Here is a 22,255-nt window from a genome sequence, read left to right as displayed (position 1 = left end):
TCCGTTGTTCAGGTCGGTCATCGTAGGGTGGTACTGATCAGGTTGATTGAAGGGCCAATCTAGCAGGCCTGATCTTTAAACGACAAAGGGGCAGGTTTACTTTCTCGAAAATAAGCCAGTCCCCTTTTAAAGGATCATCCCATAGGGGTTCGTGGGTACTTCGAAAAGTGTATCTGCCCCTTTTAAATAATCTGCGCCTGGACCGCAGCCTTGTCGATGACTGACCAGACGTTGCAGATCCTTGCGTGCTTGAACTCATAGAACACGTTTTCGGTAAAAACCACTCGCCGACCATTCACCTGTAGGCCGAACAACTCCCCCACTGGCGTGCAATCGAAGCACAGCCTGGCGGCGATATGCGGCGGGTCGGTTATAAGGCGGTCGATCACAAAGTGCAGATCGGGGATCGAGCGAAAATCGCGTTCCAGCATCGCCCGGTAACCGGACAGCCCGACGCGCAGGCCGTTGTAGTGCACGTTTTCATCGACGAGTTGACTCAGGGCTGGCCAATCCTGTCGGTTGAGGCAGTCGATATAGGCGCGATAGGTGTCGCTGAGTGCGTGCTTGTTCATGGCTCACTATCTCCCTTTAAACCTTTTCAATCCTGAACCATACGCTCTGCCTCCGTTATTTATGCTCAGTTCCCAGCTTAATAATATTTTACCGATACCAAGGTGATCCCTAGTCTTGAACCCAAGAGATGGCAGGCCATAACCGACCTGACTCCCACTTCGAAGGGTAGAGAGATGACCACAGAAACAATAAAAACAGACACCTTGATTGTCGGCGCCGGTCAGGCTGGCGTGGCCATGAGTGAGCACTTGAGCGAACTCGGAGTGCCGCACCTGGTGCTCGAGCGTAACCGCATTGCCGAGCGCTGGCGCACCGGGCGCTGGGATTCGTTGGTGGCCAATGGTCCGGCCTGGCACGACCGGTTTCCGGGCCTTGAGTTCGACGACGTCAGCCCTGACGGCTTTGCCCCGAAAGAGCGAGTGGCCGACTATTTCGAAGCCTATGCCAAGAAGTTCAAGGCGCCGATTCAAACGGGCGTCGACGTGCTGAAAGTCGAGCGCAATATCGGTCGTCCGGGCTTCACCATTGAAACCTCTAGGGGTGTGATCGAAGCCAGCCGCGTGGTGGCCGCGACCGGGCCTTTCCAGCGTCCAGTCATTCCGCCGATTGCGCCGAAAGACGCGCCATTCACCCAGATCCACTCCGCCGAGTACCGCAATCCGCAGCAGTTGCCTGAAGGCGCTGTGCTGGTGGTGGGCGCCGGGTCGTCGGGGGTACAGATCGCCGATGAACTGCAGCGTTCTGGCAAAAAGGTTTATCTCTCGGTCGGCGCCCATGACCGCCCTCCTCGCGCCTATCGCAACCGTGATTTTTGCTGGTGGCTGGGCGTGCTCGGTGAGTGGGATCAAGCGGCCATGAAACCCGGCCGGGAACACGTGACCATCGCGGTCAGCGGTGCGCACGGCGGTCGTACGGTGGACTTCCGTGGCCTGGCCCATCGCGGCATGACGCTGGTCGGCCTGACTCAATCGTTCAACGGTTCCGTGGCCACCTTCCAACCGAACCTGGCCGACAACCTGGCACGCGGCGATGAGAACTATCTGGCGCTGCTCAATGCTGCGGACGTCTACATCGAGCGCAATGGCCTGGACCTGCCGCAAGAGCCTGAAGCCCGCATCACCTTCCCGGATCCGGACTGCGTGACGAACCCGATTCTGGAACTCGACCTGGCCCAGGCCGGCGTGACCTCGATCATCTGGGCCACCGGTTTCGCCACGGATTACAGCTGGCTGAAGGTTGATGCCTTCGACGAAAACGGCAAACCAAAACATCAGCGCGGCGTTTCGAGCGAGCCAGGCGTGTATTTCCTTGGTCTGCCATGGCAGTCGCGGCGCGGTTCTTCGTTTATCTGGGGTGTTTGGCACGACGCCAAGTACGTGGCTGATCACATCGGCATCCAGCGTTCTTACCTCGACTACCGCGATGCAGAGCAACGCGAAGCAGAAGCCGCCCCGCTCGCCCATAAAACCACGGTCAGCGCTTAAGCGCGCCACGTCGAATTCTTTTCAGGAGCTGCAAATGTCCACGCCAACCCATACCCGTATTCGCATGTTCAACACCAAAGAAACCTACCCGAACCAGAGCCTGGACAATGACCTGTGCCAAGCGGTCCGGGCGGGCAATACCGTTTATGTTCGTGGCCAGGTCGGGACCGATTTCGAGGGCCAACTGGTCGGCCTCGGTGACCCGCGGGCGCAAACCGAGCAAGCCATGCGCAACGTTAAACAGTTGCTGGAAGAGGCTGGCAGCGACCTTAGCCACATCGTGAAAACCACCACTTACCTGATCGATCCGCGTTACCGCGAGCCGGTTTATCAGGAAGTGGGCAAGTGGTTGAAAGGCGTGTTTCCGATTTCGACCGGGTTGGTGGTGTCGGCGTTGGGGCAACCGCAGTGGTTGATGGAGATTGATGTGATTGCGGTGATTCCTGAGTAAACACCGGTAGACCGCGTCGCGGCATTCGCGAGCAAGCCCGCTCCCACACTAGATCTCCAGTGGGCACAGATTTATGTACGACGAAGATCAAATGTGGGAGCGAGCCTGCTCGCGAAGGCGCCCGCACAGACGACCATTTCGCCAAGGCAAAACAAGGAGCAAAACCATGACCTTCTCCATCGCCGCCCGCTGCCCCGAAACCGGTCAGCTCGGCATCGCCATCAGTTCCTCCAGCATCGCCGTCGGCGCCCGCTGCCCGTGGCTGCTGCCCGGCGTTGGCGCCGTTTCCACTCAAAACATCACCCTGCCATCCCTCGGCCCGGAAACCCTCGCCCTTATTGAGCAAGGCCTCGCGCCTGCCGAGGCGCTGGACAAAGTCCTGACCCGCAACGGCTACAGCCAATATCGCCAGATCACCGCCATTGACCACCTCGGTCGCACCGCGCACTTCAGCGGCGCGCAAACCCTCGGCAACCACAACGCGGTCTGCGGCGAACAATGCGTCGCAGCCGGCAACATGTTGGCGGATCGTTCTGTTGTAGAGGCGATGGTCCGGGCATTCGAACAGGGCGAAGGTCAACTGGCCGATCGCTTGCTGGCGGCAATGCAAGCCGCCATCGTGGCGGGCGGCGAAGCCGGGCCGGTGCATTCGGCGGCGATGGTGGTGGTCGGCGAACTGACCTGGCCAATCATCAACCTGCGCGTCGATTGGGCCGATGAAGACCCAATCGGCCAATTGGAACATTTGTGGGACGCCTATCGCCCACAAGTTCAGGACTACATCGACCGCGCCCTCGCCCCGGACAAATCCCCTGGTTACGGCGTCGCCGGAGACGACCAATGAGCCACAGTCGCGATTTGCTGAAAACGCTGGTGGCGTTCGACACCACCAGCCGCGAATCCAACCTGCACCTCATCGAGTTTGTCCGTGACTACCTCGCCAGCTTCGATGTGCCGTGCGAACTGGTCTACGACGAGCCACGCAGCAAGGCTAATCTGTTCGCGACCATTGGCCCGGCGGATCGACCGGGCATCGTGCTGTCGGGGCACACCGACGTGGTGCCCGTCGACGGCCAACCCTGGACCGTGCCGCCATTCGAACTCACCGAGCGCGACGGCAAGCTGTACGGGCGCGGCGCAGCGGATATGAAAGGCTACATCGCTTGCGTACTCGCCCTGGTGCCATCGTTGGTGCAGGCCTCGCTGCGGCTGCCGGTGCACATCGCGCTGTCGTACGATGAAGAAATCGGCTGCCTCGGCGTCCGCTCATTGCTCAAAGTGCTGGAGCAGCGCCCGGTCAAACCGATGCTCTGCATCATTGGCGAGCCGACCGAGCTCAAACCGGTGCTCGGCCATAAAGGCAAACTGGCGATGCGCTGCGACATTCATGGTGAAGCCTGTCATTCGGCGTATGCGCCGCTCGGGGTTAATGCCATCGAATACGCCGCCGAACTGATCGGTGAGCTCGGGCGCATCGGCCAACGACTCAAAGCCCCCGAGCTTCACGACGCACGCTTCGATCCGCCGTTCAGCACGGTGCAAACCGGAGTGATTTCTGGCGGCAAAGCCTTGAACATCGTTCCCGCCGATTGCCGTTTCGACTTTGAAATCCGCGCCCTGCCCTCATACGACCCAAGCGATGTCGCGCAGGAGCTGAAAGCCTACGCCGAACAACACGTTTTGCCGCGTATGCGTGCCGTGAGTGATCAGAGTGAAATCCGCTTCAGCGAGTTGTCGGCGTACCCCGGTTTGGCCACCGATGCGCACAGCGAAGCCGCTGAGTTGATCGCTGCGTTTTCGGGCTCTCGGGAGTTCGGCACAGTGGCGTTCGGCACCGAGGGTGGCCTGTTTGACGCTGCCGCAATTGCAACAGTGGTTTGCGGTCCAGGCAGCATGGATCAAGGCCACAAACCGGACGAGTTTGTCAGCGTTGAGCAACTGAATAGCTGCGACGCCATGCTGCAACGGATGCTGCTATCGATCTGCTGCTGAGGGTTGGCCCGACGCTCAGGTATAGAGTCGGGCCAGTTCTTCCTGGCAATAATCGACGAACAACTGCACCGGTTTGGTCAGCTGCGACCTTTTCAACCATGCCGCCGATAATCCGGAACCGGTCACGGTTTGCGCCAGCGGTACGCACACCACTTTTTGCCCGTCATAGGTGTAGGGCGAAAACGGCTTGGTCACCAGGATCGAAAAGCCAAAACCGCGCCCGACCATCCCGCGCACCATCTCGATTGAAGGCGAGCTGAACACGATGTGCGGCGTCAGCCCGCGCTCTTCGAAGATACTGACGAAGTAGGTCCGGCTCGGCACCACGTCGAGCAAAATCATTGGCTCCAGCACCAGGTCGTCCAGCGACACTTTTGCCTGTTGCGCAAAACGGTGATCGACCGGCAGCAACGCGTAAGGCTGCTGCGGCGGCATCAGTGCAACGGTCTCAATCGTGCTGTCCAGATCGTGTTCAAACAGCATCGCCACGTCGATGCTGCCGGCGGTCAGTGCATGCACCAACTCCTGCTGCTCGCCGTCGCGAATACGGATTTCCACGCCGGGCCAGCGCTCTTTGAAACCGGCGATCAGGCGCGGCAGGTACAGCGGCGCCACCGTTTCGAAACAACCAATATCGATCTGCCCCGCCACCACGTCGTTGTCCGCCAACGCGTTCTGCTCAAACTCGTGCGCGACCCGCAGCAACTCCAGCGCCTTGCGGTAAAACCGCGACCCGCTCGGCGTCAGCGAAACACCCTGGGCGTGATGCCGGATAAACAGCTGCACGCCGAAGCTTTCTTCCAGGTGTTTGATCGCCGTCGACACCGACGGCTGGGCGATATAGAGCTTGCGCGAAGCTTCCGCCACGCTGCCGCAATCGGCGGTGGTGACGAAATAGCGAAGCTGTCGCAGGTTGTAAGCGGCCATGCGGACCTCCAGAAAACATCGGGGTGCACCCATATGCTGTTGTGGCGAGGGAGCTTGCTCCCGCTTGAGTGCGTAGCACTCACAAAATCTACAATCGATCCCGGATTTGGGGGCCGCTCCGCAGCCCAGCGCGAGCAAGCTCGCTCGCCACAGGTCCGTGTCAGACCTGAAGATTTTGGGCAAATGATCAACCCAGAACATACCGGAGCCGCCAAAACCCCGGGCATATATTTTTTAAGGTTTGAAGCAACAAACTTACTAATTTATCTATCCCGAAGCATTGCACATGATCACTCCAACAAGAAAAGCGTCGCTCACGTGGCGCTCACCGAAGTACGTACACGTACTCATATTGCCTTGGAGTTCGTCATGGTCACCTCCGCAACAACCTCCGCCCCGCTGATCGAGAAGCACACGATTGGCTACGTCCCACCGCAAGATCGCCATGGAAAGGTCCGGGACTTGTTCACCCTCTGGTTCGGCGGCAATATCGCGCCGCTGCCTCACCGTCGCCGGCGCCCTCGGCGTGCAACTGTTTCACCTGAACCTGGTGTGGGGCATCGTCGCCATTCTGGTCGGGCATCTGGTCGGCGGCGTGCTGATGGCGCTGCACTCGGCGCAAGGCCCGCAAATGGGCATTCCGCAGATGATCCAGAGCCGCGCCCAGTTCGGCTCCCTCGGCGCACTGCTGGTGGTGCTGATCGCCGGCATCATGTACATCGGCTTCTTCGCCTCCAACATCGTCCTCGCCGGCAAGTCCCTGCACGGCGTGGTCGACAGCGTGCCGGTGCCGGTGGGTATCGTCATCGGCGCCCTCGGCTCGGGCATCATCGGCATCATCGGCTACCGCTTCATCCACGTGCTCAACCGCATCGGCACCTGGGTGCTCGGCGCCGGCATCGTGCTCGGCTTCGGCTACATCTTCACCCACGTGCAGACTGCCGACTTCCTCACCCGCGGCAGCTTCAACATCTCAGGCTGGCTGGCCACCGTGTCCCTGGCCGCACTTTGGCAGATCGCCTTCGCACCGTACGTCTCCGACTACTCGCGCTACCTGCCGGCCAATGTGCCCGTGGCCTCGACCTTCTGGACCACGTATCTGGGCACCGTGCTCGGCTCCAGCCTGTCGTTCATCTTCGGCGCCGTCGCGGTCCTCGCCACGCCCGTCGGCATGGACACCATGGACGCGGTCAAACTCGCCACCGGCTCCATCGGCCCGTTGATGCTGTTGCTGTTCCTGCTGAGCGTCATCAGCCACAACGCCCTCAACCTCTACGGTGCCGTGCTGTCACTGATCACCCTGGTGCAGACCTTCGCTTACCGCTGGATCCCCACGGCGAAAAGCCGCGCTGTCATCTCGATCATCGTCCTGGGCGCTTGCTGCTTCGCCGCCGTCGGTGCTTCCGCCAACTTCATCGGCCACTTCGTCGACATGGTGCTGGTGCTACTCGTGGTGCTGGTGCCATGGACCGCGATCAACCTGATCGACTTCTATGCGATTCATAAAGGTCAGTACGACATCGATTCGATCTTCCACGTCGATGGCGGGATTTATGGCCGCTACAACCCGCAGGCGCTGCTGGCCTATGCGATCGGGATCGTGGTGCAAATTCCGTTCATGAACACGCCGCTGTACGTCGGGCCGATCTCGGCGCACATCGATGGCGCGGATTTGTCCTGGGTGGTCGGGTTGCTGATTACGACGCCGTTGTACTGGTGGCTGGCGAGTCGGGACAGCGCGTATAAGCGTCGGTTGTCGGGTGGGAAACTGGCGATGGGTGTGTAAGGGATAACGCGCACCGTTCAAGCAAAAAAACCCGTACTCGGTTGCGGGTTTTTTCTGTTCTTTTCAGGTAGGCCGGGAGCATTTCATCAAGCCATCAAATTTTGGATATTCGCGATGAGTTGCTGAAGCTAAACGTATTGCCCCTTGTAGAGGGCGCTCAACCGACTGTGCCTTCTCAAATGCTCGCCTCTCCATTCGCTTGTCGAGCAGCGCACCTACTATTGGTGGCTACCAAGTGGGTACATCAGGTAATCACCAATGACCGGAGACTGGTCAGTCGTGGAACAAAACCAACCAAAACGGTACGGATACGCCGAGCGGACTTCAAGGCGTCGAGTAAAGACTCTTCAAATCCAGGCTCCCCAAACTCGACGCCAATTGAATCCGTGCGTTCTGCCAGCCAGCCAGCGCGCTGATCTGCTGTTGCAGCGCGTTGGCCAATGCCGTCTGGGTCGTGATGACCTCAAGGATACCGGTCACGCCCTTCCCATAGCGCGCTTGCGCGGCATCGAATGCCTGATGGGCACTGTCGAGAATTTGCTGGCTGGTGTGCACGTTTTCCGTGTCTACCGTCAATGTCTGGTAATCGGTCCAGACACTGGACGCTACTTGCAGTTCAGCATCGCTCAAGCTGGCTTCCTTGCCTTCGACCTGAGCCTGCGCGCCGCGCACTTGATAGGTTCGGGTAAACCCCTCAAAAAGCGGGATGTTGACTTGTAGCCCGACCGAGCGGTCCCGAACGGTCTCACCAAAATATTGCTGACCGGCGCCTGAGCTCTGGGGTTGATTATCGTAGTTGTATTTACCGACAAAGCTGATCGTCGGTCGGCCCTGCGCCCGGACGACTTCTTCGTTGGCTTGCGCCGCCGCCAGATCAGCTCGGGCAGCGATTAATGAAGGGTGTCGCTCCTGGGCGGTTTGCAGCAATTGATCGACAGACCGCCCAAAGGACTTGGTGGGCAAAGTGACGTTGTCCGCGTCGACCAGATGCAAGGGTTGATTGGGACGTCGTCCCATGTCGATCGCCATCAAGCCAAGCGAAGACAACCAATCGCCCTCGGCCTTGTGGCGATTGAAGGTCGCCTGGAAATACGACGTTTGCGCTTGCAACTGATCGCTGACGGCCGCCACGCCGTGCTGTACTCGTACCGTTGCCGCGTCCAATACACGCTTTGCATCTGCTTCAATGTCTCGCGTCGCCTGCATGTTTTTTTGCGCGACGAAGGCGGCGTAGTAGTCCTTGACCGTATTGGCAAACACCGTCTGCAATGCGCTGTCTTGTCCCGCCAGAGCGGATGCGAGCTTGCTCTTGGCGTAATCGACGCCTGCCGATCGGGCGCCGAAATCATAGAGCAGCCACGTCAGTGTCAATCCGGCGCTCTGGTAGCGGCTGCTGGATTGAACGTCGAACGGATCGGCGGCGGTTCCGCGACTGTTCGAATTATCTTTCGCTGCCTGCATCGTGCCATTCAACGTCGGCAGATAGGCGGCCTCGGATACACCGACCTGCGCAGCTTGCACTTTGACATTGGCCCAGGCGTCACGGGTTTTCGGGTTGTGGCACAACGCGCTGGAGACGATATCGAGTAACGTCAGATCGGTCTTTGCATCGCCCGCACACACGTCCAATGCGGACGACGGATCGAACATGTGATTGGCCGGCGTGGCAGATACACCCTTTAATTGCCGCAACGGATCAGTTGGCGCTAATTCGAAAGCAAAACTTTGGCCCGTACCCACACAAAAAAGAACACACGCGACGCCAGTACGCAGGGCCGCTCGACTAAAACTCACCATGCCTGACCACTCATCCTTTTGACCTGGAACTCACCGCGTGATTGATCAGATCGCCTCGACAACCTCGGTTTAAACAATGGTCACACCTCGAACATTGAGTTCGGCCTTATCCCAAAAGTGGGTACTCGCATATTTGGCAAAGACATCCGGTGGAATACACGGCTTACGCTCACGGTATTCGACCTTGTTTCGGACGCTGTGCAGACCTGGCATGCCGATGTGGGCGTCGTAGTCCGGCTCGTCATACGCAACATTATGAAAATCGTGCTCGAAATAAGCTTCACCCAACTCCGTATACAGCCGCTGCAAGGTACGCGCGGGTTCTTTCACCAAATGGTCGTAAGGCACCACGATCAGACGTTTTGCTTCTGCGCCAAACCAGGCTTCGCGCAGGTTGCTCCAGGACAAACCAATCAGGCCACTATCTGAATTCATCAGCGTTTCAACTCGCGCATAAAGCGAAGCACCGGGTTGAAAATTGAACATGCGTGAAAGTTGTAAAGGGTTTTTCGCGAGCATGCTTTCAATGCTGTCGATGATCCAGCCGACATCGCGTACGCAACAGATAATCCGCGATTCAGGATAAATCGATCCCAACAACGCAGCGCGCCCGGTCCATGTGCGATTGGTATCGAACACCACCGCGTCGCCGGGCATCGTCGCGAGTGTGTCGGCGTAATAAGACTCGAACACCGCCCGCAGAATGGCTGCCCGTTTGGTGTCGTCAAAGAACCCGCCGAACTCGCCGCCGCACATCTTCGGGTGCACGGTGCCGACAAGTGCAGCCACGGGACTGGTCATCGTGGCCGCAAAACGCGGGTTCTGGCGCAAGAGGCCCGAGAGAAGGGTCGAGCCTGAGCGTGGCAGGCCGGAAATCAAATGAAATCTGGTTTTCAAAGTTGTTCCCTGTTCGATCAGAACGGTCAACGTGTTGTGGACAGGCGTCGTTGCGCCATAGCTGGAGCACGACATCCGCTGCAAACCACGCGGATGTCGTGACAGCTTTTACGCTTTGAAAACTGCCTGTCAGGCCGCGCGCGAGGTGGCGGCCAAGGTGATGCTGCTCGTTGATAACGAGGCCGGCAGCAAGGCGGTATCGGCGACACCGGCATCCGCATTGAAGGTAGACATGGCCTGAATCAACTGGCTCACACCACTGCCGCCCACTGGCGCGGTACTCGCGCCAGCACCATAAAGCGAACCGATACCGCCGAGGTCCGTACGGTCCAGCGCCCGGTTACTGGTGGTGAGCTGGTAGTTCATCACCGAGTTTTGATCGGCGTTGTCTCCCAGGCCCAGCGCGTGGCCAATTTCATGCAGCAACACTTGCGACAGGGTGGCGTCGGTGCCGGCGAAGATCTGTTGCCCGTCGGCGCCTGTTGTCAGCGCATCCTGGGCAGAATCCTCCACGCGCACGATGGCATCGGGCTCAATCTGACCGTCATTGGCCTGATAGCTGGTGTAGCCGATAACCCCGGTAGTCGCGGTGTTGAAATCGCCAAAGCCCAGCCGGATGTCAGACTGCGCGGAGTCGGCCACCTCTTTGAACGTCACGCCCGGCATGGCGGCAGCCCAGGTGTTAAAAGCGCCCTGAACGACCGACTCGTCGGCACTCCCCATATAGCCACTGAATTGCGCGGCCTGGGTTCCCTGAGTGTCCGCAAGACTCCAGGTAATGACCTGCTGGTCGAATTTGGCGCCTTCAAGCACTGCGGAACCTGCTCCGGTTGTGGATGCCTGGCTCGCTATGGCCTGGACCTGATGCTGCGCAACCTCAGCAGCATCCGCGGCAGACAGGTTTGCGTGATTGAGATCGTATTGCGCGATGGCGCCGATGTTCTTGCCAACAGCAGACGACACTAGAGATCGATCACCCGCAAAGCCATAGCCACCGCCATCACCACCATCACCACCGTCATCGCCGCCATATCCAACCGGGACGTCAACACCTATACCCGGCCCCGAATACCCATATCCACCGATTATTTGACCACCGTCGTTGGCCTCGGAATAAACGGTTTCCGTTTCGGTCCCACTGCTGTTCCAACCGTAGAGAACCGACGAGCCATCGGCACGATTGTCAATGATCCGGTCATTGACACCCGACGCCGTCAGGTTGTCGCCGTTCCCCTGGATAGTCAGCGAGCTGTTATCACCAGATAACGTGATGCGGTCAGAAGACCCTGTGACGGTGTTGCCTGCACCACTGATGATGACGCTTTCACCGTGTGCAACTGTGATCACATCATCGTTACCGGACACGACCTCATTCGACCCATTCAGATTGAGCACACTATGGCTGACAGCAATGACATCGTGATCACCAGTGATTGTATTTGCGACTGCCGACGCATTTACAATTGCCAGGGAAATATTGCTGCTGGTAATCGTATTACCTGAACCCGTCAGCGAATTGTTGATTCCTGCGATCAGGATCGTATCGCCATTCGCTGACAGGCTGTCCCCACCATTGGCGGCGACCGTATTGCCACTGCCCACCACATTGACCGATACGTCGCTGCCCAAGGTGATGCCCTGATCACCCGTGGCGTTCACCGTTTCGGTGTACCCGCTGGAGCTATTGTCGATGACCACGGTGTCATCAACGCCAGCGTTGATGATGTTATTCCCCCTCCACTAATGATCACACTGGCACCTGAACTCATGTTGACGGTGTCGTCATAGTTGGCCAGTGTCACGGAACTACCCGTGGCCAGCCCAACCGTGTCGTAGTTTCCGGACATCACCTCGCCCACCCCACCGAACATAATCGAACTGCGGTTGGTTGTAATCGTGTCGTTGTTGCCGCTGATAAAATCGGCAGTACCCGAGGTGTTCATAATCGTCAGGGAGATATTGCTACTTGAAACCGTGTCTCCCGAGTCCGTCAACACATCGCCAGTACCTGTCACCAAAATCGTATTACCACTGCCTACCACATTGACCGATACATCACTGCCCAAAGTGATGTTCTGATCACCCGTGGCGTTCACTGTATTGGCATACCCGTCAGAGCTACTGTTGATGACAACACTGTCATCAATGCCAGCATTGATGATGTTGTTTCCCCCTCCACTGATGACCACACCGGCACCTGAACTCAGGTTGATGGAATCGTCATAGCTGGTCAGCGTCACAGAACTACTCGTGCCCAGCCCAACCGTGTCGTAGTTTCCAGACAACACCTCGCCCACCCCACCGAACATAATAGAACTGTGGTTGGCTGTAATCGTGTCGCTATTACCGCTGATAAGATCGGCAGCCCCCGAGGTGTTCATAATCGTCAAGGAGCCATTGCTGCTTGAAATCGTATCGCCCGAACCCGAAAGCGAATTGTCGATTCCCGCAATCTGGATCGTATCGCCATTCGCTGACACGCTATCGCCGCCATTGACGGTGATCGTATTGCCAGCGCCCACCACATCGACCGATACGTCGCTGCCCAAGATGATGCCCTGATCATCTGTGGCGTTCACCGTATCAATATATCCCGCAAACATACTGTCGATGACCACGGTGTCATCAACGCCAGCATTGATGATGTTATTACCTCCTCCGCTAATGACGACGCTGGCCCCCGAATTCACATTGAGGGTTTCGTCATAGCTGGTCAGCGTCACAGAACTACCCGTGCCCAGCCCAACCGTGTCGTAGTTTCCGGACAAAACCTCATCCATCCCACTGAACGAAATCGAACTGTGGTTGGCCGTAATGGTGTCGTTGTTACCGCTGATAAGATCGGCAGTACCCGAGGTATTCAAAATAGTCAGCGAGACATTACTGCTTGAAATCGTGTCACCCGAACCCGACAACACATCGCCGGTGCCTGCAACCAAAATCGTATTGCCACTGCCCACCACATCGACTGATACATCGCTGCCTAAGGTGATGCTCTGATCACCGGTGGCGTTCACTGTATCGTCAGCACCGATTGTGGTACTGCCGATATACACGGTGGAATCCACACCGGCATTGATAATGTTGCCCCCCTCCACTGGTGACCAGGCTGGCGCCTGAACTGAGGTTGATGGTGTCGTCATAGTTAGTCAGCGTCACCGAACTACCCGTGTTCACCACGATCGTGTCATAGCTTCCGGACATCACCTCGCCCACTCCACTGAGCATTATCGAACTGTGGCTGGCTGTAATCGTGTCACCGTCGCCGCTGATAAGATCGGCAGCCCCCGAGGTGTTCATAATCGTTAAGGAGATATTGCTGCTTGAAATCGTGTCGCCCGCCCCCGCAAGCGAATTGCCGATTCCTGCGATCAGGATCGTATCGCCATTGGCTGACACGCTATCGCCGCCATTGGCGGTGATCGTATTGCCACTGCCCACAACATCGACTGATACGTCGCTGCCCAACGTGATGCTTTGATCACCCGTGGCGTTCACGGTATCGGTATACCCGGCAGTCATACTGTCGATATCGACGATGTCATCAACACCAGCATTGATGATGTTGCCGCTGCCAACGCCGCCACTAATGAACACGCTGGCACCTGAACTCAGGTTGAGGGTGTCGTCATAGAGCGAAAGCGTCAGCGAACTACCCGTTTCCAGCCCAACCGTGTCATAGACCCCGGACAAAACCTCACCCACCCCACCGAACGAAATCGAACTGTGGTTGGCCGTAATCGTATCGCCGTCGCCGCTGATAAGGTCAGCAGCCCCCGAGGTGTTCATAATCGTTAAGGAGACATTGCTGCTTGCAATCGTGTCACCCGAATCCGCCAAGACATCGCCAGTGCCTGCCACGAAAATCGTATTGCCACCGCCCACCACATCAACCGACACGTCGTTGCCCAACGTGATGCTCTGATCACCTGTGGCGTTCACCGTATCGGTATACCCGGCAGTCATACTGTCGATATCCACGATGTCATCAACGCCAGCATTGATGACGTTTCCGCTGCCAACGCCTCCACTAATGACCACGCTGGCACCTGAACTCAGGTTGAGGGTGTCGTCATAGAGCGATAGCGTCAGCGAACTACCCGTTTCCAGCCCTACCGTGTCATAGACTCCAGACAAAACCTCGTCCATCCCACTGAACGAAATCGAACTGTGGTTGGCCGTAATCGTGTCGTTGCTGCCGCTGATAAGATCCGCAGTCCCCGAGGTGTTCATTATCGTCAGGGAGGCATTGCTGCTTGCAATCGTGTCGCCCGAGTCCGTCAACACGTCGCCGGTGCCTGCCACGAAAATCGTATTGCCACTGCCCACGACATCGACCGATACGTCGTTGCCCAAGGTGATGCTTTGATCACCGGTGGCGTTCACCGTATCGGTATACCCCGCGGTGATACTGTCGATGACCACAGTGTCATCTACGCCAGCATTGATGATGTTATTCCCCCCGCCATTGCTGACCAGGCTGTCACCTGAACTCAGGTTAACGGTGTCGTCCTTGCCGTTCTCGACGACGGAGTCGTTCTGGCTGACGTTTAAAACATCGTTGGAACCGGTTAAACCACTACCGGTCAGTGTTGTGTTCGCTCCCAACCAAACGGTACCGTTGGACAGGCTGGCTTCTTCATCGGTGCCAGTCATGACCAATGTACTTCCAGTACCCAGTGTGATGTTCTGTCCAGTTCCCTGGGTGGTGACGTTGTCACCATTGCCTCCAGTAACTACGTCAGTGCTGCCGTTGATTGAAACGCTGGCATAGGTGCCAATGGCCACAGTACTGTCGCTGGCGTTGATGGTTATTCCGGTATCTGCGTCAGCGATGATGACTTCGCCATTTTTCATCATCGTCACGACATCCCAGTCCGATCCGTTTGCCAGATCTACTGTGGCGCCAGTATCGCCTGTGATGTTATTGCTGGAGCCATTGATGGTGGTTTGGCTATCTGCACCGGCATTAACGTTGTTGTTGGAACCCGTTATTGTCGCACTAGCACCATCAATCAACACCTCGTTAGCGTTGTTTAAGTTCGCGGTAGCGCCTGTGCCACCCAAGGTCGCGCTAACACTACCGTTTGACGACGTCTGAATCATTTCCTCGTTTTGAGCAGACGCTGTAGCTGTGTTTGCAGTATTGCTGTCAATGCTGATCTTTGTTTGACTTTGGTCAACGCTGTTGTACGTATAACTTCCATCCTTGTACGTTGAAATCTCTACTGAGTTTTCAGAGCCTGGCTGAGGAATAGTCCAAACTAAACCTGACGAGGTATCGCCGGGGGCAGGAGATACAACCCCTATGCCACCGTCAAAGTAGCTGACCGTACTGCCATTATCCTGTTGGACGACAGAAGTCGGGGCTTGCATTGAATACCCGTCAATTTGACCGTCCGAATCGATTGTCGGGACCAACATGCCGCCATTTAAAGTGCTTTGAACGGCATTTGTCAGCGCACTCTGGAAGGAGGTCTGTTCGTCTATCGAAAGACTGTCGTAGTAAGGCTTTATCGTGTCAGCCATGGAACTGTACGCACTTGCGAGCCAAGCCTCGTTACTACCAACCGTACCCAGGTTAGTCAGTCCGGCAATAGTCAGGCCTGCACCCAAAATGCCCAATGCTATGACTGCCTCTGGTGCAAGAGCCACCGTTCCAGCAGTCAGCAATACACCTCCAACGGTACTGACAATGGTACCCGTTTTGATTTTGTCATACCCTCGCTCCAGGGCAGTGTCACCCATTGCCAGGATGTTCGCGACCACTCCAATAGCTCCAGCCCTGGTCGCAAGTCCCGCAGCCAAAGCTCCCGCTTCACTCGACGCAGACAAAAACTGCTGAAACATTTGAATATTACCGGCAGCGATACCCGCCAAATCAGAACTTGCAACTATGCTATCGGCGATTTTTCCAAAGTCGGTTTCCTTAGTATCCGTTGTGGCTATTATTTCATTGGCGGCGTCCGCACTTGATGCGGCTCCGCCAATCATTTGACCACCGATGAGTTTAGCAAGAGCATCGAGCGTTGTTATTTCAGACATGATAACCCCCTGCACGCACACTACTTAAGTGGCGTGAAAAATATATAACACCCATTTTATAAACCCATGCTACGCGCGCTTGATGCGCTATCAATCACCCACCCTGTGCAGCCAAACAAAAAACGACCTGCAACGAAATTGTGCAAAAATCAATCTCAAACACCCCTTCTATTTTTCTCCAAACCCAGATTCCTCAGTTGACAAGCATAATAGGCCGCCCCTGCCCAAGAAATAACAACCATCAACAAAATAAACTCCATTTTTTTATAATAAAATGGATCTCTACCGATCAAAAGCTGAGCCATCAACTTATCTGACGAGGCTAAAGGTACTCCATTCAGATTAGCCAAATAGAGCGGGTAAAATGAGCCTGCCCCATTATTAAGAAGAAAGCCTTCGGCATACACTTTTACGGGCGGCTTTTTATCGCCCAAGTCGGACAGCACCCCAGGAGCGACGATATCTTCAGTGCGGTAAGTGATACCACTGTCGGTAGTAAACACGATATAGGGCACTTCTTTCAGACCCGCATGCCCAATATAACGAATGAATGTGCCTGTCGTTTTTATCATAGGCGCCTCAGGCGGCAAGGCACCTGAGTAGTTTTGGCTATGCATAATCTGAAATAGGGGACCCAAAATGGATAAAATTACCGCTGCTATCATCCATACCGATTTCGCTCGATGATTTTTCCCAAGCCCAACGGCTTTCCCGCCCCACATCTGATAAAACGCGGTGAACCAGGACATCTTCTCTTTAGCCGTCATAAAGCTCCCCTCATCCCCAACCTGGTCATATATTTCACCGTTCCCTCAACGCCTCACTCTGATACTTCAACAATGGTGTCAACAGATACTCAATAATCCGCCGCTGCTCGGTCTTGATCTCCACCGAACTCGACATCCCCGGCTCCAGTTGAATTTTTTCCATCCGCCATAACTACATGCGTACTGAGTTGTATCCTTGCCGGATAAATCAGCCCCAACTTGTCGTCCTTGACCGCGTCCTGGGAAATCGACATGACCTTGCCGGCAATAGTCCCGTAGTGCGTATACGGAAAGGCATCCAGCTTGATTTCGGCGTCCTGCCCCGGGCGGACAAAGCCGATATCGCGGTTGAGAATCTGCGCTTCAACTTCCAGTCCGGCGTCGTCCGGCACAATCACCAGCAGGGCTTGCGCCGGGGTGACGACGCCGCCAATCGTATGCACGGCCAGTTCCTGCACGGTGCCGCCCACCGGTGCAGTCAAATGGGTTTGCGATTGCCGTTGTCGGGACTTGGTTTCGTCGCCCTGGTCCTGGGTCAGTTGCTGTTGCGCCTGATTGAGGGCGTCGAGTTGTTCGCGGCGAAATTGCGCGATGGCGGTGTCGATGTCGTCGCGTTGTTCCTGGATCGTGGCTTGCAGTTCTTTGGCGTAACTCTGTTGCCCGGCCAGCTCCTGTTCCTGCTGGATGCGCGCTTGCACCTTTTCCAGGTAGGCATGGCGCGGTACGTAGCTTTGCTGGAGCAAGGTCTGGTAGTCCTCCTCTTCCGCGCGGGTCATCGGCAAGGTCTGCTGCAGGCTGCTGATTTTGTGCTGGGTGGTTTGCAGTTCCTGCACGCGTTTTTGCAACTCCGAGCGCAAGCTGGTGAGTTTGCTGCGGTGTTCGTAGAAGGCGCCTTCGGCGAAGCGTTGGGTATCTCGTTGTCGATCCTCGGTAGCGTCCGGCACCGGTTGGACGGTCGGTGTCCGATTGACGGTTTGCGCATCGAGCAGGGCTTGGGCGCGGTTGATCGTCAACATTGCATCGACCCGCGCCGTCCTCGATTTACCGACATCCGCCGTGGCCTCGGTCGGGTCCAGTTCGATCAGGGCCTGGCCTTGGGTCACGTGCTGGCCGTTGTCGACCAGGATCGCCTTGACGATGCCGGCTTCCAGCGGTTGGATCGTTTTGCTTTTGCCGTTGGGGACGACCTTGCCCTCCGCCACCGCAACCACGTCGAGTTTGCCGACAGTCGACCAGACCAGGGCAATGGCGAACAACAGCATCAGCGCCCACATCAAGCCGCGACCGACCGGGGACACGGGCGTTTCCAGTACCTCCAGCGCCGCCGGCAAAAACTCGACTTCGTCACGCTGGCGTTGCAGGGGATTGCCTTGGGCTTTTTCAGCATCGAGTGCCGCGCGGGCAATGTCGCGGTAATGCTGCAGCCGTGGGAACCATCGATTAAGCAGCGACATGCAGGTGCCCTGTCTGATGACGCCACAGCGAGGCGTAACGACCGTCTTGTTGCAGCAGCTCGTCGTGGCTGCCTTCTTCGACGATGAGGCCTTTCTCGACCGTGATGATCCGTTGGGCAATTCTGACCGCCGACAACCGGTGAGCGATGATGAACACCGTACGATCCTTACAGATCTTGTGCATGTTGCCGTGAATGATCGATTCCGATTCTGCGTCCAGTGCGGAAGTGGCTTCGTCAAAGATCAGGATTTTCGGATTGGTCACCAGTGCCCGCGCGATGGCGATGCGTTGGCGCTGACCACCGGACAAACCATTGCCGCGCTCCCCCAGTTCGGTGTCGTAACCTTGCGGCAGTTCCAGGATGAACTCGTGGGCACCGGCCAGTTCTGCGGCTTCGACCACCTGATCAAAGTGCATGCCCGGCGAAGCGAAGGCGATGTTGTCGCGCACCGTGCCTTTGAACAGCATGTTCTCTTGCAGGACCACTCCGATCTGCCGCCGCAGTGACGCGGGATCGAGCACCGACAAATCCATGCCGTCGATCAGTACCCGTCCGCGCTCGGGTGAATAGAGGCGCTGGATCAATTTGGTCAGGGTACTTTTGCCAGAACCGGAGGGGCCGACGATGCCGATGACGGCGCCGGCTGCGGCGGTCAATGACAAACCGCGCAGAATCTCCGGACCGTCGGCGCGGTAGCGAAACACCACCCGATCGAACACCACTTCACCCTTGACCGGCGGCATTGAAGCTTGCCCGGCAGAGACGCCGGATTCCGCGCGGTTGTCGAGGATGTCGCCCAAGCGGTCCATCGACAGCCGCACTTGCTGAAAGTCTTGCCACAGTTGCGCCAGACGCAAGACCGGGCCGCTGACCCGACCGGAGAGCATATTGAAGGCAATCAGTTCGCCCACCGAAAGGTCGCCACCGATGACCAGCCTGGCGCCAAACCACAACAAGGCCGCGGTGGTGAGCTTACTGATCAGGGACGCCACTTGATTGGCCGAACTGGAAAGGCTGGAAGCCTTGAAGGCGCTGGACACGTAGCCGGCCAGCTGTTCTTCCCAGCGACGCTGCATCAAGGGTTCGACGGCCATCGACTTGATGGTTTCGATGCCGGTCACCGACTCCACCAGGAACGATTGGTTTTCCGAGCTACGGCGAAATTTTTCATCGAGTCGGGCCTTGAGCACTGGCGTCACGATGACCGACAAGGCGATGTAGCACGGCAACGAGATAAACACGATCAAGGTCAGCATGGGCGAATAGGTCAACATCACCGCGAAGAACACCAGGGTGAAAAACATATCCATGGCCACGGTCAACGCGTTACCGGTGAGGAAGTTGCGGATATTTTCCAGCTCGCGCACCCGCGCCACACTGTCGCCCACTCGCCGCGCCTGGAAATACGCCAGCGGCAGCCCCAGCAAGTGATTGAACAGGCGCGCACCCAGTTCGACATCGACCCGGTTGGTGGTATGGCTGAACACGTAAGTGCGCAATCCACCCAGTAATGCTTCGAACACGGAGATGGTAATCAGGCCGAACGCCAATACATCCAGAGTCGACATTGATTTGTGCACCAGCACTTTATCAATCACGACCTGCATAAATAACGGCGAAACCAAACCGAATAGTTGCAGGAAAAACGAGCCAGCCAACACTTCCAGAAATTGTTTGCGATATTTGACAATCGACGGAATGAACCACGACATATCAAACTTGCCGCCGCCTTGTGCCAGGATGGCGCGGGAAGTAATCAGGATTAAACGACCGGACCAGATTTGTTCAAACTCGGCCAAGGTGAGTTGAAAGGTGCGCTGTTGCACTTCATCGTGCAGCAAGACGTTGTCGTTCGCACACTTGGCCACGACCAGAAAGCGTCCGTCCCGAAGTTCGGCGATAGCGGGAAGCGGCGTCTGCGCAATGCGGCTGATCTGGCTGGTGGTAGAGCGGGCCTTGAGCGCGACCTGCCGGGCCAGACGCACCAACGTCAAGGCATCGATAGGCCGGGACAGCCCTGACAGGTGTTTGAGGCGGTCGGCGCTGATGGCGACGCCGGACAACTGGGCAATGACGACGAGTGATGCAATACCACTGTCTTCACTTCCATTGTGTTGTGGCGTTTCGGGCGAAACGCGGGTCCTTGCGTTAGGGTCAGTCATGGCGACTCAACGGCATTAACGAATGATGGAAGCACGTCGTACTTAGATCAAGCGCGTCGAACCGACCTTGTAGCAGGCGAATACATTCAAAAAGCGTTGCCGCTAAAATCGCGACCTGTCAGACATCCAGCACTTGATACTTAGCCAAGCAAAATATCAAAGAGCCATCAGAGGCTAGCACCTATCACTGCTACCCAAAAACTTTGTTTTCCATCCCAAAACGTTTGTTTGCAGCGCCAATAAAACCAATAACTCAGCATCAAATTTGTATCGAAAATCAAATAACAAATATACAAACTCGATTTTTTCGCACCATACATACTATATAAATCAAAGAGTTAGTTGATCACAGGCTTGACTTTCAACTGACGAACTGTGTAACACAAACTCTACAATTAAAGTACTCACCACTGCTTACTCCACAAATAACAACACTGCTCAGGCAAAAAAAGGTCAATCTCTCTCCGATCCAACCTCATAAACTTCAATTCCGTTCAGCATTCGTTCAGCATTGCCACCGACCCTCCCCGGAATCTTGGCGAGCTTCTCTCAGTGGGCTTGATCCTGTATCTGCTTGATAACTACTTCTCGATCAAAGCAAGCCGACACGAACCCTTGCCAAGATTTTCGAAGGTTTCGCCAACGTCTTCGTCGAGGAACTTGTGTCAGGGATAACGCGCACCATTCAAGCAAAAAAACCCGCACTCGGTTGCGGGTTTTTTCTGTTCTTTTCAGGTAGGCCGGGAGCGGTTCGTCAAGCCATCAAGTGCGCCCTACGGAACCGGTAACCGGTAGATTGCCCAACAACTTGAGCCCGGTACTTTTCACGAAAGTATCGTAGTCCATCGGCTTCTCGATACGGGTCTCAGCGTTGGGTAGTACGTAGGCCCAGGCGCGCTTGGAGGATACATCGTAAACCAGCTTGAACAGGCGAGTCGGCACCCAGACCTTGTTGTCGCCGATGGTGGCGTGGCCTTCATCAAAGAGCGGGCCGGTAAAGACAAACACATTGCCATCGGCGCGCTTGGCAAACTTCCTGACGTCAGCCTCGACCTTGCTCCAGATCTTCCGGTTGTTGGTAGGGTCTTGCGGCACCATGTTCGACAGCGCAAAGGACTGCGCCATGGCATTGGGGCTCGGTGCATCGGCGGCCGGGGATTGGTGGCCACGGTCCACGGCCGGATGCTGGCTGCGGTAATCGCTCAACTCGGCCCGAGCACCCTTGGGGATGCGTGGGTCCGGGTAGAACTGGTTGGTGCGCTCCTCCCCTTTGGCGTCCTGCAACTGAGCCGAATTAAGGCGTTCGACCACGACTATCGGCGTCTTGCTGGTTTGCGAGTACAGCACCGCGAAGTTGTCGGAACACAACGCCAGGGGTTTCATGGTTGCCGGCACAGTGGCCAGGTTGATCGGCTTCGCAGCCGGGAACAGATCGGCGCAACCGTCAAACGATGCCTGTTGCTGTTTGCTTGAATAGAGGTCCAGGGCCGCGTTCTGGCTGATCGAGCCAGAGCGATGCGTTTGTTCCTGATGCTCGGTGGGCGGCTTGAGGAGATCCAGCAGACTGCGGGCTTGCGCCCCGGTCGAGAGCAAAACAAGGGCCGAGAGCCCAACTGCAATTTTGCGTAGGTGCATGCTTTAAATTCTTCGAATTGGATAGAGGGGAATACGTACGGCGAGTCCCGATTCACGGAACCAAGTGGCGGTGGTTTTTGATTACATGGCGGCGAGCATGCTTTTACTGTCCTTGATCTAAATACCGATGCGAGTCGCACGACCGCTGATGGTCGTGCGGGATTTATTGACCATGACAAGTCACATTAGTGCTGGGTGGCGTTTGCATTCTGATCGCCAAGACTCGTCGAGGGAGGTTCCTGCCCGCACGGACCTTACATGATGAAGTGGCTTCGGCTGGTCA

Annotated in this window: 15 protein-coding genes and 1 pseudogene; 5 read left to right on the top strand and 11 right to left on the bottom strand. The window is 56.6% G+C overall.

Features of this window, described 5'->3' with window-relative positions:
• Window positions 1–182 precede the first annotated feature (182 nt).
• Complete coding sequence (locus RHM58_RS21955; protein WP_322268177.1) at window positions 183–572, bottom strand: ester cyclase; 390 nt, start codon at window positions 570–572, stop codon at window positions 183–185.
• Between the two features lie 138 nt (window positions 573–710).
• Here RHM58_RS21955 and RHM58_RS21950 point away from each other — a divergent pair, with 138 nt between their 5' ends.
• The 4 genes from RHM58_RS21950 to argE all read left to right on the top strand — a co-directional run bounded on the left by RHM58_RS21950 (window position 711) and on the right by argE (window position 4,500).
• Window positions 711–2,057, top strand: a complete 1,347-nt coding sequence (locus RHM58_RS21950) for a flavin-containing monooxygenase (RefSeq protein WP_416195333.1) — start codon at window positions 711–713, stop codon at window positions 2,055–2,057.
• Between the two features lie 34 nt (window positions 2,058–2,091).
• Window positions 2,092–2,508, top strand: coding sequence for a RidA family protein (locus tag RHM58_RS21945; protein ID WP_201194257.1), 417 nt, complete (start codon window positions 2,092–2,094; stop codon window positions 2,506–2,508).
• 166 nt (window positions 2,509–2,674) lie between these two features.
• Window positions 2,675–3,352 carry a DUF1028 domain-containing protein gene (locus RHM58_RS21940; RefSeq protein ID WP_322268175.1) on the top strand — a complete coding sequence of 226 codons (678 nt, stop codon included), beginning with the start codon at window positions 2,675–2,677 and terminating at the stop codon, window positions 3,350–3,352.
• Window positions 3,349–4,500, top strand: coding sequence for an acetylornithine deacetylase (gene argE / locus RHM58_RS21935; protein ID WP_322268174.1), 1,152 nt, complete (start codon window positions 3,349–3,351; stop codon window positions 4,498–4,500). The genes RHM58_RS21940 and argE overlap by 4 nt, the downstream gene beginning before the upstream one ends.
• 15 nt (window positions 4,501–4,515) lie before the next feature.
• Here the strand turns inward: argE and RHM58_RS21930 are convergent, their stop codons facing one another.
• Window positions 4,516–5,427, bottom strand: coding sequence for a LysR family transcriptional regulator (locus RHM58_RS21930; protein WP_322268173.1), 912 nt, complete (start codon window positions 5,425–5,427; stop codon window positions 4,516–4,518).
• Between the two features lie 369 nt (window positions 5,428–5,796).
• Between RHM58_RS21930 and RHM58_RS21925 the strand changes: the two are divergent.
• Window positions 5,797–7,213: pseudogene (locus RHM58_RS21925) on the top strand (purine-cytosine permease family protein).
• A 324-nt stretch (window positions 7,214–7,537) separates the two neighbouring features.
• Here the strand turns inward: RHM58_RS21925 and RHM58_RS21920 are convergent.
• The 9 genes from RHM58_RS21920 to RHM58_RS21880 form a co-directional block, all read right to left on the bottom strand.
• On the bottom strand, window positions 7,538–9,010 hold the full coding sequence (locus RHM58_RS21920; RefSeq protein WP_322268172.1) for a TolC family protein: 1,473 nt from the start codon (window positions 9,008–9,010) through the stop codon (window positions 7,538–7,540).
• A gap of 69 nt (window positions 9,011–9,079) precedes the next feature.
• Window positions 9,080–9,937, bottom strand: a complete 858-nt coding sequence (locus tag RHM58_RS21915; protein ID WP_322268171.1) for a sulfotransferase — start codon at window positions 9,935–9,937, stop codon at window positions 9,080–9,082.
• Between the two features lie 99 nt (window positions 9,938–10,036).
• Window positions 10,037–11,605: a matrixin family metalloprotease gene (locus tag RHM58_RS21910; RefSeq protein WP_322268170.1), complete on the bottom strand. Its 1,569-nt coding sequence runs from the start codon at window positions 11,603–11,605 to the stop codon at window positions 10,037–10,039.
• Window positions 11,563–12,963 (bottom strand): hypothetical protein, encoded by a 1,401-nt coding sequence (locus RHM58_RS21905; RefSeq protein ID WP_322268169.1) that lies wholly within the window; start codon window positions 12,961–12,963, stop codon window positions 11,563–11,565. Before RHM58_RS21905 ends, RHM58_RS21910 begins: the two co-directional genes overlap by 43 nt.
• Window positions 12,932–15,952 carry a hypothetical protein gene (locus tag RHM58_RS21900; protein WP_322268168.1) on the bottom strand — a complete coding sequence of 1,007 codons (3,021 nt, stop codon included), beginning with the start codon at window positions 15,950–15,952 and terminating at the stop codon, window positions 12,932–12,934. Before RHM58_RS21900 ends, RHM58_RS21905 begins: the two co-directional genes overlap by 32 nt.
• A gap of 155 nt (window positions 15,953–16,107) precedes the next feature.
• Window positions 16,108–16,719 (bottom strand): hypothetical protein, encoded by a 612-nt coding sequence (locus tag RHM58_RS21895; RefSeq protein WP_322268167.1) that lies wholly within the window; start codon window positions 16,717–16,719, stop codon window positions 16,108–16,110.
• Between the two features lie 89 nt (window positions 16,720–16,808).
• Window positions 16,809–18,173, bottom strand: coding sequence for an HlyD family type I secretion periplasmic adaptor subunit (locus RHM58_RS21890; protein WP_322268166.1), 1,365 nt, complete (start codon window positions 18,171–18,173; stop codon window positions 16,809–16,811).
• Entirely contained in the window at window positions 18,160–20,337 is a 2,178-nt protein-coding gene (locus tag RHM58_RS21885; RefSeq protein WP_322268165.1) for a type I secretion system permease/ATPase, read from the bottom strand. Before RHM58_RS21885 ends, RHM58_RS21890 begins: the two co-directional genes overlap by 14 nt.
• A gap of 762 nt (window positions 20,338–21,099) precedes the next feature.
• Entirely contained in the window at window positions 21,100–21,972 is an 873-nt protein-coding gene (locus RHM58_RS21880) for a DNA/RNA non-specific endonuclease (RefSeq protein WP_322268164.1), read from the bottom strand.
• Window positions 21,973–22,255 lie beyond the last annotated feature (283 nt).

This window comes from Pseudomonas sp. 10S4 (assembly GCF_034344865.1).
Classification (GTDB): domain Bacteria; phylum Pseudomonadota; class Gammaproteobacteria; order Pseudomonadales; family Pseudomonadaceae; genus Aquipseudomonas.
Note: the sequence above shows the minus strand (reverse complement) of the source record. Positions and strands in the feature narration are given on the sequence as shown.